At 61.5% G+C, this 14,496-nt stretch carries 11 protein-coding genes; all 11 read left to right on the plus strand.

Going from position 1 to position 14,496, the window contains the following annotated elements:
* Positions 1-684: 684 nt before the first annotated feature.
* The 11 genes from LPA37_RS27250 (at position 685) to LPA37_RS27300 (ending at position 14,342) form a co-directional block, all read left to right on the plus strand.
* Entirely contained in the window at positions 685-2,385 is a 1,701-nt protein-coding gene (locus LPA37_RS27250) for a GMC family oxidoreductase (RefSeq protein WP_228978664.1), read from the plus strand.
* 240 nt (positions 2,386-2,625) lie between these two features.
* Positions 2,626-3,405, plus strand: coding sequence for an ABC transporter ATP-binding protein (locus tag LPA37_RS27255; protein WP_229014213.1), 780 nt, complete (start codon positions 2,626-2,628; stop codon positions 3,403-3,405).
* Positions 3,402-4,160, plus strand: coding sequence for an ABC transporter ATP-binding protein (locus LPA37_RS27260; RefSeq protein WP_228978658.1), 759 nt, complete (start codon positions 3,402-3,404; stop codon positions 4,158-4,160). Before LPA37_RS27255 ends, LPA37_RS27260 begins: the two co-directional genes overlap by 4 nt.
* A gap of 67 nt (positions 4,161-4,227) precedes the next feature.
* Positions 4,228-5,436, plus strand: coding sequence for an ABC transporter substrate-binding protein (locus LPA37_RS27265; RefSeq protein WP_228978656.1), 1,209 nt, complete (start codon positions 4,228-4,230; stop codon positions 5,434-5,436).
* Between the two features lie 150 nt (positions 5,437-5,586).
* Complete coding sequence (locus LPA37_RS27270; RefSeq protein WP_228978651.1) at positions 5,587-6,471, plus strand: branched-chain amino acid ABC transporter permease; 885 nt, start codon at positions 5,587-5,589, stop codon at positions 6,469-6,471.
* The gene (locus tag LPA37_RS27275; protein WP_229014218.1) at positions 6,471-7,442 is read left to right on the plus strand and encodes a branched-chain amino acid ABC transporter permease; all 972 of its coding nucleotides are present in this window, start codon (positions 6,471-6,473) and stop codon (positions 7,440-7,442) included. Before LPA37_RS27270 ends, LPA37_RS27275 begins: the two co-directional genes overlap by 1 nt.
* A gap of 544 nt (positions 7,443-7,986) precedes the next feature.
* Entirely contained in the window at positions 7,987-9,153 is a 1,167-nt protein-coding gene (locus LPA37_RS27280) for an ABC transporter substrate-binding protein (protein WP_229014214.1), read from the plus strand.
* A gap of 213 nt (positions 9,154-9,366) precedes the next feature.
* Positions 9,367-10,527 carry an ABC transporter substrate-binding protein gene (locus tag LPA37_RS27285; RefSeq protein ID WP_229014215.1) on the plus strand — a complete coding sequence of 387 codons (1,161 nt, stop codon included), beginning with the start codon at positions 9,367-9,369 and terminating at the stop codon, positions 10,525-10,527.
* Between the two features lie 206 nt (positions 10,528-10,733).
* Complete coding sequence (locus LPA37_RS27290) at positions 10,734-11,789, plus strand: branched-chain amino acid ABC transporter permease (RefSeq protein ID WP_229014216.1); 1,056 nt, start codon at positions 10,734-10,736, stop codon at positions 11,787-11,789.
* Between the two features lie 4 nt (positions 11,790-11,793).
* Complete coding sequence (locus tag LPA37_RS27295; protein ID WP_228978643.1) at positions 11,794-13,578, plus strand: branched-chain amino acid ABC transporter ATP-binding protein/permease; 1,785 nt, start codon at positions 11,794-11,796, stop codon at positions 13,576-13,578.
* Between the two features lie 5 nt (positions 13,579-13,583).
* A complete protein-coding gene (locus tag LPA37_RS27300; RefSeq protein WP_229014217.1) occupies positions 13,584-14,342 on the plus strand; it encodes an ABC transporter ATP-binding protein in 759 nt (252 codons plus the stop codon).
* Positions 14,343-14,496: the final 154 nt, after the last annotated feature.

Below are 14,496 nucleotides of genomic sequence, written 5' to 3' on the forward strand. Positions count from 1 at the left end.
TATTAGTGTTGCCCCTGTGCGGGGCGGCACCTACTTTTCTTTGCCTTGCCAAAGAAAAGTAGGCAAAAGAAAGGCGCTTCGACAACTCATCTTTTCCCGGTGTGTCATCGTTGGGGAATGGCAACCCATGAAGTGTCGCCCCCGCACTTCATCCGGCATCGGTCCCCGCGCGATTCAGTCCCGCGCGCGTTCCATGCTCGTGACAAGGCTGTCATTCATCCCGCTTCGCACTGCGTGCGCTGCGGTGCGGTCGGTCAAAGTGACGTTTTTGCAGCGCGAGGTGTCGAGTATTAGCAGTTGCGGTTGCATGGGAAGGTTATGCCGATCGGCGATGCGCGAAGCGTGGAGTCGGGTGGATGACGGCTTTGTCATCTGCAGTGAACGCGCGCGAGATGGAATCGCGCGGGGGCCGATGCCGGGTGAAGTGCGGGGGCGACACTTCATGGGTTGCCATTCCCCAACGATGACACACCGGGAAAAGATGAATTGTCGGAGCGCCTTTCTTTTGCCTACTTTTCTTTGGCAAGGCAAAGAAAAGTAGGTGCCGCCCCGCACAGGGGCGACGCTAATAGACCAACACCAATACAAGGAAAGGCCAACAAAAAATAACCACGCGCTGCGGCAAAAAACCCCATCGGTATGTCGTGAACGGCGACCCGAACAAGGAACGACTGGGTGACCACCATGAATGAAGAAACAAACCATCGCGTGCTGGAAGGCGAATTCGACTACATCGTAATCGGCGCCGGCACGGCAGGCTGCGTGCTTGCCAATCGCCTTAGCGAAGATAAAGACGTGCAGGTACTGCTACTGGAAGCCGGCGGCAAGGACGACTACCACTGGATTCATGTGCCGGTCGGCTACCTCTACTGCATCGGCAATCCCCGCACCGACTGGCTCTATAAAACACAACCGGAATCCGGCCTGAACGGCCGCTCCCTCTCTTATCCACGCGGACGCGTACTGGGAGGCAGCTCGTCGATCAACGGCATGATCTACATGCGCGGCCAGCGCGAAGATTACGATGACTGGGCGCGCATCACGAACGACCCGTCATGGGCCTGGCAAAACGTCCTCCCCGTCTTCAAGCGCAGCGAGGACCATCACGGCGGCGCCAGCGAATCGCACGGCGCAGGCGGCCCGTGGCGCGTCGAAAAACAGCGGCTCAAATGGAAGGTGCTCGAAACCTTCGCGCAAGCCGCGCAGGAAACCGGTATCCCGGCCACCGACGACTTCAACCGCGGTGACAACACCGGCGTCGGCTACTTCGACGTCAACCAGAAACGCGGTATCCGCTGGAATGCCTCGAAAGCGTTCCTCCGCCCGGCAATGCAACGCCCAAACCTGACGATCATCACAGGCGCGCACACGCAACGCCTCGTCTTCGAAGGACGCCGCTGCACAGGTGTCGAATATCGTGGCGGCAATACCGACTTCATCGCGAAAGCGCGCTGCGAAGTCGTGCTCAGTTCGGGTGCCGTCAACTCGCCGCAACTGCTCGAGCTCTCAGGCATCGGCAGCGGCGCGCGTCTGCAAAACCTGGGTATCGACGTCGTGCGCGATCTGCCCGGCGTCGGCGAAAACCTTCAGGACCATCTTCAATTACGCATGGCCTTCAAGGTCGACGGCGTACGTACGCTCAACACGGCGTCCGCGCACTGGTGGGGCAAACTGATGATCGGCCTGCAATACCTGCTGCTGCAAAGCGGACCGATGTCGATGGCGCCATCGCAACTCGGCGCATTCGCAAAGTCGGATCCCGATGACCGCGCGCTCACGCGCCCCGATCTGGAGTACCACGTGCAGCCGCTGTCGCTCGACCGGTTCGGCGAGCCGCTGCATCGCTTCAACGCGTTTACGGCTTCGGTGTGCCATCTGCGGCCCACGTCGCGCGGTAGCATCCACATCGGATCGAACGATCCGCTTGCGGCGCCGCTCATCGCGCCAAACTATCTCTCCACCGACCATGACCGTCACGTTGCCGCCAACGCGCTGCGCCTGACGCGCCGGATCGCAGCGGCGCCGGCACTGGCGCGCTATCGTCCAGAAGAAATCCTGCCCGGTATCCAGTTTCAGACGGAAGAAGAACTGCAGCAGGCCGCCGGCCAGGTCGGCACGACGATCTTTCATCCAGTCGGCACCTGCCGCATGGGCGTCGCCGACGATCCCACCGCGGTCGTCGACAACCGGCTGCGCGTGATCGGCGTCGACGGTCTGCGTGTCGTCGACGCTTCGGTCATGCCGACCATCACGTCTGGCAACACGAACTCGCCGACACTGATGATCGCGGAGCGCGCAAGCGAGATGATCCGCGCCGATCGCCGTGCCCGGCGCTCGGGTCTCGAAACAGAGACACATCGCCCGCAGACCGTGTCAATTGCATGACATGCAAGACTTGCACGTAATCGAATGAGGGGTGCGCATAAAACACTAAGTGCAAATCCCGATGAATGCGCTGCATCATTGGCGAGACAATGGCACCCGTGCTGCGTGGTGCGGCATGGATTACCGTCCGCATTGGTGCACCACGCAAACGGGCGACACGGGGGTGTCGTCATAAAACGTCGCGCGGCAGTCAGGCGCGGAAGATCGTAGCAGTTCGCCTCACTCCGTTTGGAAGGGAACATGATTCTCGGCGACACGATTCTTGAGACGCGCGGATTGACCAGGGAATTCAAAGGGTTCACCGCCGTGAGCGGTGTGAACCTGCGCGTGAGCCGCGGGTCGATCCACGCGCTCATCGGCCCTAACGGCGCCGGTAAAACCACCTGCTTTAACCTGCTGACCAAATTCCTTGAACCGACAGCGGGCCAGATCGTCTTCAACGGCGTCGACATCACGCGTGAACGTCCAGCGCAGATCGCGCGGCGCGGCATCATCCGGTCGTTTCAGATTTCCGCGGTATTTCCGCATCTGACAGCATTGCAGAACGTTCGCATCGGGCTGCAGCGCTCGCTCGGCACAGCCTTTCATTTCTGGAAGAGCGAGCGCTCGCTGCGCGCGCTGAACGACCGCGCGATGGATCTGCTCACGCAGGTGGGCCTCAGCGATTTCTCCGATGTGCCGACCGTCGAGCTCTCGTACGGCCGCAAGCGCGCGCTCGAAATCGCAACGACGCTTTCGATGGAGCCCGAACTCATGCTGCTCGACGAACCCACGCAGGGCATGGGCCACGAGGACGTCGACCGCGTGACGGCGCTCATCAAGAAAGTATCGGCGGGACGCACGATCCTGATGGTCGAGCACAACATGAACGTCATCGCCGGCATCTCCGACACGATCACGGTCCTGCAACGCGGCGAGGTGCTGGCCGAAGGCAGCTACGCGGATGTGTCGAAGAATCCGCTCGTGATGCAGGCCTACATGGGTAGCGCGGACGCGGCCCTCGCCGGAGCGCATGCATGAACACAATTGCGGAACGCGAAAGCGCCGAAGTGAGCGGCGCGGCCGGTGCCGTGCCCGCGCTTGCGATCGCAGGCTTGCAGGCCTGGTACGGCGAGTCCCACATTCTGCATGGCGTCGATCTCACGGTGAACCAGGGCGAAGTCGTCACGCTGCTCGGCCGCAACGGCGCCGGCCGCACGACGACGCTGCGCGCGATCATGGGGCTCACAGGGCGTCGCACTGGCTCGATCCAGGTAGCAGGCCGCGAAACCATCGCGATGCCGACGCACAGGATCGCTCACTGCGGCGTCGGTTATTGCCCGGAAGAGCGCGGCATCTTTTCGAGTCTGTCGTGCGAGGAAAACCTGCTGTTGCCGCCGCCCGTCGGCGATGCGGCGCGCGCGATGTCCATCGACGAGATCTATGCGATGTTCCCGAACCTGCAGGAGCGGCGCCAGAGCCAGGGCACGCGCCTGTCGGGTGGCGAGCAGCAGATGCTGGCCGTCGCGCGTATTCTGCGCACTGGGGCGAACCTGCTGCTGCTCGACGAGATATCCGAAGGTCTCGCGCCGGTCATCGTGCAGGCGCTCGCGCGCATGATCATGACGCTCAAGTCGCGCGGCTATACGATCGTCATGGTCGAACAGAATTTCCGGTTTGCGGCTCCGCTCGCGGACCGTTTTTACGTGATGGAACACGGCCGTATCGTCGAGCATTTTGGCGCAGGGGAGCTTGAAAGCAAGATGCCGGTTCTACACGATCTGCTCGGGGTGTAAGCGTCGACGTAGTGGGAACGCCTGAATGCCTCTGAATAACCACAAGCATGGAAACAAGGAGACACGCATGAAACTGAAGACTCTCGCAGGACTCGCAGCACTTTGCTTCGCCAGCACCGCGCTGACGATGGGCACGGCTCAGGCCGCCGCGGGCGACACCGTGAAGATCGGCTTCATCACCGATCTTTCGGGCCTGTACGCGGACATCGATGGCCCGGGCGGCCTCGAAGCGATCCGCATGGCAATCGCCGACTTCGGCGGCAAGGTGAACGGCAAGCCAATCGAACTCGTCTACGCCGATCACCAGAACAAGGCTGACATCGCGGCCTCGCGCGCGCGCGAATGGATTGACCGCGACGGCGTGAACGCGATCATCGGCGGCACGAATTCGGCGACGGCACTCTCGACCAGCCAGGTCGCGGGTGAAAAGAAGATTCCGTACATCAACATCGGCGCGGGCGCGGACAACCTGACGAACGAGCAATGCACGCCGTACACGGTCCACTACGCGTACGACACGATGGCGCTCGCGAAGGGCACGGGTTCCGCCGTGACGAAGCAGGGCGGCAAGACGTGGTACTTCCTGACGGCTGACTACGCCTTCGGCAAGGCGCTGGAGAAGAACACCGCGGACGTCGTGAAGGCGAACGGCGGCCAGGTGCTCGGCGAAGTGCGTCATCCGCTGTCGGCATCGGACTTTTCGTCGTTCCTGTTGCAGGCGCAAGCGTCGAAGGCGCAGGTACTCGGCCTCGCGAATGCCGGCGGCGACACGATCAACTCGATCAAGGCCGCGAAGGAATTCGGCATCACGAAGACGATGAAAATCGCCGCGCTGCTGGTCTTCCTGACCGACATCCACAGCCTGGGTCTCGAAACCACGCAGGGTCTGCTGGCAACGGACAGCTGGTACTGGAACATGGACGCGAAGTCGCGTCAGTGGGCGCAGCGCTACTTCGCGAAGACGAAGAAGATGCCGACCAGCCTGCAGGCTGCGGACTACTCGGCTGTCACGACGTATCTGAAGGCCGTGCAGGCAGCCGGCACGACCGACAGCGACAAGGTGATGGATCAGCTTCACAAGATCAAGATCGACGACTTCTACGCGAAGGGCTATATCCGCCAGGACGGCAGCATGATTCACAACATGTATCTGATGGAAGTGAAGAAGCCGTCCGAATCGAAAGAGCCGTGGGACTACTTCAAGATCCTCGCGACGATTCCGGGCGACCAGGCTTTCGATACGAAGGCGGAATCGCGCTGCGCGTTGTGGAAGTAAGCGTCGGCTGACGCGCGCCCGTTCGGGGCGCGGCAGGCGGCATCGTCGCATGTGACCCGCACAGGTGTGGGGGTCACATGCGGTCGCCCGACGGCCCGCGCGCGCCGAGTGGTTCGCGCGTCTATCGATCTCATCTGGACGACGGGTTTAATGGAAATCTTTGGCATTCCGCTTCCGGCGATGCTGAGCCAGTTGCTGCTTGGACTCGTGAACGGTTCGTTCTACGCGATCCTGAGCCTGGGTCTCGCCGTGATCTTCGGCCTGCTCAACGTGATCAACTTCGCGCACGGAGCATTGTTCATGCTCGGCGCCATGCTCACGTGGATGGGTCTCGCGTATTTCGATCTCCCGTACTGGGTGATGCTTGTGCTCGCGCCGCTGCTGGTCGGGCTCTTTGGCATGGTGATCGAACGCACGATGCTGCGCTGGCTGTATCGTCTCGACCATCTTTACGGTCTGCTGCTGACGTTCGGGCTCACGCTCGTCGTCGAAGGCGTGTTCCGTTCGATCTACGGCTCGTCGGGCCAGCCTTACGACGTGCCGTCCGCATTGTCCGGCGCGACCAATCTCGGCTTCATGTTCCTGCCGAACTATCGCGCCTGGGTTGTCGTCGCATCGCTGGTCGTGTGCTTCGCGACATGGTTTGTCATCGAGAAAACACGTCTTGGCGCGTATCTGCGTGCCGGTACCGAGAACCCGAAGCTCGTCGAGGCGTTCGGCGTCAACGTGCCGCTGATGATCACGCTCACCTATGGCTTCGGCGTTGCGCTCGCGGCGTTTGCCGGCGTGCTGGCCGCACCGGTCATTCAGGTCTCGCCGCTGATGGGGCAGCCGATGATCATCACGGTGTTCGCCGTCGTCGTGATCGGCGGGATGGGTTCGATCATGGGTTCGATCCTGACTGGCCTGATGCTCGGCGTGATCGAGGGCCTCACGCGTGTGTTCTATCCGGAAGCGTCGGCGACCGTCGTCTTCGTGATCATGGCGCTCGTGTTGCTGGTGCGCCCCGCGGGTCTTTTCGGCAAGGAAAAATGATGCAGAGAAAAGCGCTATATGGGCTGCTGTTTATCGCGCTGATCGCCGCGCCATTCGTCGGCGCCTATCCGCTGTTCGTGATGAAGGTGCTGTGCTTCGCGCTCTTCGCGGCCGCGTTCAACCTGCTGATCGGTTACACGGGGCTGCTGTCGTTCGGGCACGCGATGTTCCTCGCGTCGGCGGGCTATACGACGGGTTATGGCATCCAGTCGCTCGGATTTTCGCCGGAGCTCGGTCTGGTTGCGGGCACCGCGGTGGCGACGCTGCTCGGCCTGATCGTCGGGCTCTTCGCAATCCGCCGGCAGGGCATCTACTTCGCGATGGTGACGCTCGCGCTCGCGCAGATGGTCTACTTCGTGTTTCTGCAGGCGCCGTTCACGCATGGCGAAGACGGTCTGCAAGGCGTGCCGCGCGGCAAGCTCTTCGGCGTGCTGGATCTCTCGTCGGACCTCGCGCTGTATTACGTCGTACTCGCGATCATGGTGCTGGCGTTCCTGCTGATCGTGCGGATCGTGCATTCGCCGTTTGGCCAGGTGCTGGTCGCGATCAAGGAGAACGAACCGCGTGCGGTTTCGCTCGGCTACGACACGGATCGCTTCAAGCTGCTCGCGTTCGTGCTGTCCGCGGGACTCGCGGGTCTTGCCGGATCGCTGAAGGTGCTCGTGCTCGGCTTCGAGACGCTCGGCGACGCGTACTGGACCATGTCCGGTCTCGTGATACTGATGACGCTCGTCGGCGGCATGGGCACGCTCTTCGGGCCGCTGCTCGGTGCGACCTTGATTGTTGCGCTCGAGGACCGGCTGGGCGATCTCGGCACCGCACTCGCGAACGTGACCGGCATCGACTGGTTTCGCTCGTTCGGCGAAGCGGTGACGATCGTCACCGGGGTGATCTTCATCGTGTGTGTGCTGGCGTTCCGGCGCGGCATTGTCGGAGAGATCGTGGCGCGGGTCCGGCCACTGCGTGCGTGAAGGCTCTCGTGGCGTCTGAAAATGATTCGGTATCCGATGTAAAAAATAATGGCCTTGCATGTACGCAGTGACGAACCCGAAACATCAGTCTGACGCCAGAAAACGTGCCCCAAATGAGTGCTGCATTGCACCACTAGGGTAAATGCTAGTTGTCCCACGATTCGGGGTTGTTTAATCTTCACGCAGTTCTGAAGCACCGGCGACACGAAATTTGCAGGTGGAGAACGAGGAGACATGAGGCACCAAGTGCCCACACGAAAGCGCTGTTGGATTGATATCCAACAGCGCTTTTTATTTGCCTTTTTAGATATGCACCTGCTTTATTTCCGGTTTATCCCGCGCTGAATCCCCGCAGCATTTCTTCACGCATTTCCCTTTCGCATTTTTCGCTGGATTATCAATGCCCTGAAGCTGCCAAAACGCTTGCAGCCGGGCGCGCGCGTCCGCTACACTCGCCATTCGCCGACCATGTGGTCGGTGTAAAAATTCTCGAATTATTGAGTCGGCGCCAATGCGCGCGGATATGACGGGGCAGAGGAGCGGAATGAAGTCGGCAATGCGATGGATCAGCGCGACATGCGTCGCGGCGGGCGTATTGGCAGCATGGAGCGGCGCGGCGTCGGCGCAGGTGAAAATCGGCGTGACGGTATCGGCCACCGGTCCGGCGGCTTCGCTGGGCATTCCGGAAAAGAACACGATCGCGTTGCTGCCGAAGGAAGTCGCCGGCCAGAAGATCGAATACATCGTGCTGGACGACGCGACGGATTCCACGCTGGCGGTGAAGAATGCCCGCAAGCTCACGAGCGAAGACCATGTAGACGCGATCATCGGCTCGACCGTCGTGCCGAACTCGCTGGCCATGATCGACGTCGCGGCTGAAACCGCCACGCCGATGATTTCAATGGCCGCCGCGGCCACGATCGTCGAACCGATGGATGCGAAGCGTGCGTGGGTCTACAAGACACCGCAGAACGACATCCTGATGGCGACGGCGATCGCTCAGCACATGGCGAATCACGGCGTGAGGACCGTTGCCTTCATCGGCTTCTCCGACGGCTACGGCGAGAGCTGGTTCCGTGAATTCGGCAAGGCCGCGGATCTCGCGAAGATCAAGGTGGTGGCGAACGAACGCTTTGCGCGCAACGACGCCTCGGTGACCGGCCAGGTGCTGAAGATGATGTCGCAGAATCCGGACGCCGTGCTGATCGCCGGTTCGGGTACCCCGGCTGCGCTGCCGCAAAAGACCTTGAGGGAACGCGGCTACAAGGGCAAGTACTACCAGACGCACGGCGTCGCGAATAACGACTTCCTGCGCGTGTGCGGCAAGGATTGCGACGGCACCTATCTGCCGGCCGGTCCGCTGCTGGTTGCCGATCAGCTGCCTGATTCGAACCCGGTGAAGAAATCCGCGCTGACGTACAGGCATGCGTATGAAGCAGCCTATGGCGCGGGTTCGGTGTCGACGTTCGGCGGCCATGCGTGGGACGCGGGCCTGCTCCTGCAACGCGCGATTCCGCTCGCACTGAAGAAAGGGCAGCCGGGCACGCCGGCGTTCCGCGATGCGTTGCGCGCGGCGATCGAAAGCACGAAGGACATGCCGGCTTCACATGGCATCTTCAACATGAGCGCAAACGATCACGCGGGCCTCGATCAGCGGGCGCGCGTGATGGTCGAGATCGTCGGCGGCAAGTGGAAGCTGGCTACAGACTGATCGAGGGCGAGATAGCGCATCTGAACCCGGAAAAAGGCACGTTCAGTCAGACGTGCCTTTTTTTCTGCGTATCGGTTGTTGCAGTAACGCAGAGGCGTTTTATCCCGAGCAGGGAAAACCATGCTATTCACGCCCGAAGCCGAAAACTAGATTCAGAAACCGGTGTAAAAGCCGGATCAAACAACAGGCAACGCACAGCGTTTGGAGACAGCAATGAAAACAACAGGCAACTGGGTACGCGCAAGCCTCGCAGCAGCGCTCGTATGCGGCGCGACCGCCGCGTCGGCACAGGTGAAAATCGGCGTGACGGTATCCGCCACGGGTCCGGCGGCTTCATTGGGCATTCCGGAGAAGAACACGATCGCGCTATTGCCGAAGGAGATTGGCGGCAAGAGCGTGGAGTACATCGTGCTCGACGACGCATCCGATACGAGTCGCGCGGTGCAGAACACGCACAAGCTGATCGATGAAGATCACGTCGACGCGATCATCGGCTCGACCGTCACGCCGAATTCGCTGGCCATGCTCGACGTGGTGTCGCAAGGCAAGACGCCGATGATCTCGATGGCCGCGTCGGCCGCGATCATCGCGCCGATGGACGCGAAGCGCATGTGGGCGTTCAAGACGCCGCAGAACGACGGCCTGATGGCCGATGCGATCGCCGGATACATGGAAAAGCATGGCGTGACGACCGTGGGCTTCATCGGTTTCTCGGATGCGTACGGTGAGAACTGGTACACGGTCTTCAGCGCGGCGGCCGCCACGCATCACCTGAAGGTGGTGTCGAACGAACGCTATAACCGCACGGACGCTTCCGTGACGGGTCAGGTGCTGAAACTGGTCAGCTCGAACCCGGATGCCATCCTGATCGCCGGCTCGGGCACGCCGGCCGCGTTGCCCGCGAAGACGCTGAAGGAGCGCGGCTACAAGGGCAAGGTCTACCAGACGCACGGCGTCGCCAATAACGACTTCCTGCGCGTATGCGGCAAGGATTGCGAAGGCGAGCTGCTGCCCGCCGGTCCGGTTCTCGTGACAGAGCAGCTGCCGGATTCCAACCCGGTGAAGAAATCCTCGGAAGCGTACAAGACAGCCTATGAGAAGGCCTATGGCGTGGGCTCGCTCTCCACGTTCGGCGGTCACGCGTGGGATGCAGGCCAGATGCTGCAGCACGCGATCCCCGAAGCGCTGAAGAAGGCGCAGCCGGGCACGGAGGCGTTCCGCGAGGCATTGCGTGCATCGCTTGAGAACCTGAAGAACCTGCCGGTCTCGCAAGGCATCATGAACACCACGACGACCGATCACAACGGCTTCGACGACCGCGCACGCGTGATGGTCGAAATCGTCGACGGCAAGTGGAAGCTTCAGAACGACTAAAAAAGTACGCGCTTCTCGCATACGGTGGGGCGGCGACGCTGCACCTGCATTCTGTTCGATAAAAATGGCGCCGAGCGCCGCGCCTTACCCGGGCGCGGCGCTCGCGTTTCAGTGCAGGGATGACGAACTCATTCCGACGACAACGGGCCTGCTGTTTCACGCGTCGGCCCCAGTTTCAATTTCGACTTCGACGTTTCAGAGGAAGTATGGATCTATCAATAGCGGCGATCCTTGCACAGGACGGGATCACCACAGGCGCAATCTATGCGTTGCTCGCACTTGCGCTGGTGCTGGTGTTTTCGGTGACGCGGGTGATCTTCATTCCGCAGGGCGAGTTCGTTTCATACGGGGCACTGACGCTCGCCGCCATCCAGACGCAGAAGTTTCCGGCCACCTGCTGGCTGCTGATCGCGATGGGCGCAGCGTGCTTCGTCATCGAGACGGCCGGCCTCGTGCGGCATCCTGAGCGACGCCGCCACGCAGCCCGCACGCTCGTGACGCTGGCGAGCAAGTACCTGCTGTTTCCGGTTGCCGTCTATGCAGTGACGCGCGGGCTCTTCATGCATCCGCTCCCGATGGTCGTGCAGATCGCATTGACGCTGCTGATCGTGATCCCGATGGGACCGTTCGTATACCGGCTTGCGTATGAACCGATCGCGGAAGCGACCACGCTGCTGCTGCTGATCGTCGCGGTCGCCGTGCATTTCGCGATGGTCGGGGTGGGTCTCGTGATGTTCGGCGCGGAAGGTTCGCGCACAACGGCTTTCTCCGACGCCACGTTCAACGTCGGCAGCATGATGATCTCCGGGCAGAGCCTGTGGGTCGTCGGCACCGCCGTCGTGCTGATCGCGGCGCTGTACCTGTACTTCGACCGCACGATCTCCGGCAAGGCGCTGCGCGCGACGTCGGTGAACCGCGTCGGCGCACGCCTCGTCGGCATCGGCACGACGCAGGCGGGGCGGCTCGCGTTCACGCTTGCCGCGGGCCTCGGCGTGCTGTGCGGCATTCTCGTCGCGCCATTGACCACCATCTACTACGACTCGGGCTTCCTGATTGGCCTGAAGGGGTTCGTGGGGGCGATCATCGGCGGCCTGGTCAGCTACCCGCTGGCGGCCGCCGGATCGATCCTGGTGGGCTTGCTGGAGTCCTACTCGTCGTTCTGGGCGAGTGCCTATAAAGAAGTGATCGTGTTCACGCTGATCATTCCGGTGCTGCTGTGGCGAAGTTTCGTGAGCCCGCACGCGGAAGAGGACGAGGAGTGACACGATGAAACGGATCATGCAAAACAGGTTCTTCTGGCTGTTTCTCGTGGTGATGTTCGCGCTGCCGGTGCTGCCTCAGCCGATTCGTGTGCCCGAATACTGGGTCACGCTGCTCAACTACATCGGACTGTATTCGATTGTCGCGATCGGACTCGTGCTGTTGACGGGCATCGGCGGGATGACGAGCTTCGGGCAGGCCGCGTTCGTCGGCGTGGGCGCGTATTCCACGGCGTATCTGACGACGCAGTTTGGCGTGTCGCCGTGGCTCGCGCTGATCGTCGGCGTCGTGCTGACGGCGCTGATCGCGCTCGTGCTGGGCGCGGTGACGATGCGCCTGTCGGGCCACTTCCTGCCGCTCGGGACGATCGCCTGGGGGCTCGCGCTGTTCTTCCTCTTCGGCAATATGGAGATGCTCGGCAAGTACGACGGCATTAACGGCATTCCAGTACTCAACGTATTCGGTATCCCGCTGGAGTCGGGGCGGCATATCTATTACCTGATCTGGGTCGTCGTGCTCGCCGCGGTGATCTCTGTTCAGAATCTGCTTAATAGCCGGCCCGGGCGCGCGATCCGGGCGCTTCGCGGCGGTGGCTCGATGGCTGAGGCGATGGGCGTGAACACGGCCTGGATGCGCGTCGTGATTTTCGTCTATGCAGCGGTTCTCGCTTCTGTTTCGGGCTTCCTCTATGCGCATCTGCAGCGTTCGGTGAACCCGACGCCGTTTGGTTTGAACCACGGCATCGAGTTTCTGTTCATGGCGGTGGTGGGCGGCGTTTCGCATGTGTGGGGCGCCGTGCTGGGCGCGGCCATCCTGACGCTCCTGCAGGATTACCTCCAGACATGGCTGCCGAAGCTGCTTGGCGAAAGCGGCAATTTCGAAGTGATCGTCTTCGGCATTCTGATGGTGTTGTTGCTTCAATACGCGCGTCAGGGTGTCTGGCCGTTCGTCGCGCGGTTCTTTCCGCGCGGTCCGCGTGCCCATGTACCCGATCACGCCGAGCCTTTGCCGCAGCGCAGCAAACCAATGGCTGGCGAGACACTGCTGTCGGTCGTGAAGGCGCGCAAGCAGTTCGGCGGCCTGGTTGCGGTGAACGACGTCAGCTTTGAAGTGAAGGCTGGTCAGATCATCGGCCTGATCGGGCCGAACGGTGCAGGCAAGTCGACGACGTTCAATCTGGTGACCGGCGTGTTGCAGGCGACAAGCGGTGAGATCGCGTTCCGTGGCGAACGGATCGATTCGCTGACTTCACGTGAAATCGTCAAACGCGGAATCGGCCGGACGTTCCAGCACGTCAAGCTGCTGCCCGGCATGACGGTACTGGAGAACGTTGCGATTGGCGCGCATCTGCGCGGCCACGCGGGTGTCTGGCGCAGCGTCGCGAAACTCAACGGCGCGGAAGAAGGCCGCCTGATGGCGGAGGCTGCGCTGCAGATTCGTCGCGTCGGCCTTGAGCAGCATATGTTTGACGAGGCCGGCAGTCTGGCGCTGGGACAGCAGCGGATTCTGGAAATCGCGCGTGCGCTGTGCTGCGATCCGACGTTACTGCTGCTGGATGAACCTGCTGCAGGGCTTCGGTATCAGGAAAAGCAGCAACTGGCTGTGCTACTGAAGAAGCTCAAGGAAGAAGGCATGAGCGTGCTGCTGGTCGAGCACGACATGGATTTTGTGATGAATCTGACGGATCGGCTGGTAGTGATGGAGTTCGGCACCCGAATCGCGGAAGGTTTGCCGCAAGATGTGCAGAAGGATCCGGCCGTACTCGAAGCCTATCTCGGTGGGGTGGAATGATGACGATGCAACCTGATTCCGGCGTGTCGATTCTTGACGTCACAGGCTTGTCCGTTCGCTACGGCAAGGTCGAGGCGCTGCACAATGCGGCGATCAAGGTTCGGCCAGGCCAGATCGTGTCGGTGATCGGGCCGAACGGCGCAGGCAAGTCGACGCTGCTGAACGCGATCATGGGTGCGCTGCCGGTGAGCGGGCATGCTAAGGGCGCGATCGCCTTCAGAGGCGAAAACGTCAGCGCCGTGCCTGTCGAAAAACGTGTTGCGCGGGGCATGTGCCTGGTCCCGGAAAAGCGCGAGCTATTCTCCACAATGACGGTCGAGGACAATCTCGTGCTCGGCGCCTGGCGCCGCAAGCGGGCGGGGGAGCGGGATTTTCTCGATCAGCTTGAGCCGGTGTTTCAGTTGTTTCCGCGGCTGAAGGAGCGACGCAAGCAGGCATCGGGTACGTTGTCTGGCGGCGAGCGGCAGATGCTGGCGGTCGGTCGGGCATTGATGGGCAAGCCCGATCTGTTGATGCTCGACGAGCCGAGCCTCGGGCTTGCGCCGCTCATTGTGAAAGAGATTTTTCATATCATTAGCGCGCTGCGGCAGACGGGCGTTGCCACGTTGCTGATCGAGCAAAACGCCCGCGCGGCGCTGCAGATCTCAGATTACGGCTATGTTCTTGAAACCGGCGAACTTGCACTCGAGGGTGCAGCTGTGGATCTGGCGCAGAATCCTCGGGTTATCGAGACGTATCTGGGGCTGACCAAAAAGGTCGCTTAACCGCGGAGGGTCTTGTCTGATTGCGGTTAAAGGTGGTGTGTTTCACGTGAAACACACCACCTTTTTTATCTTGTGCGCCCAGCATGGGCGCACTCTTGTGGGTGCAAGTCCCACCGTAAGTTGATCACAGCGAGCGAAGCGAAGCGCAACTGCG

Origin of the sequence: Paraburkholderia gardini (assembly GCF_907164545.1) — a bacterium.
GTDB classification, from domain to species: Bacteria; Pseudomonadota; Gammaproteobacteria; order Burkholderiales; family Burkholderiaceae; genus Paraburkholderia; species Paraburkholderia gardini.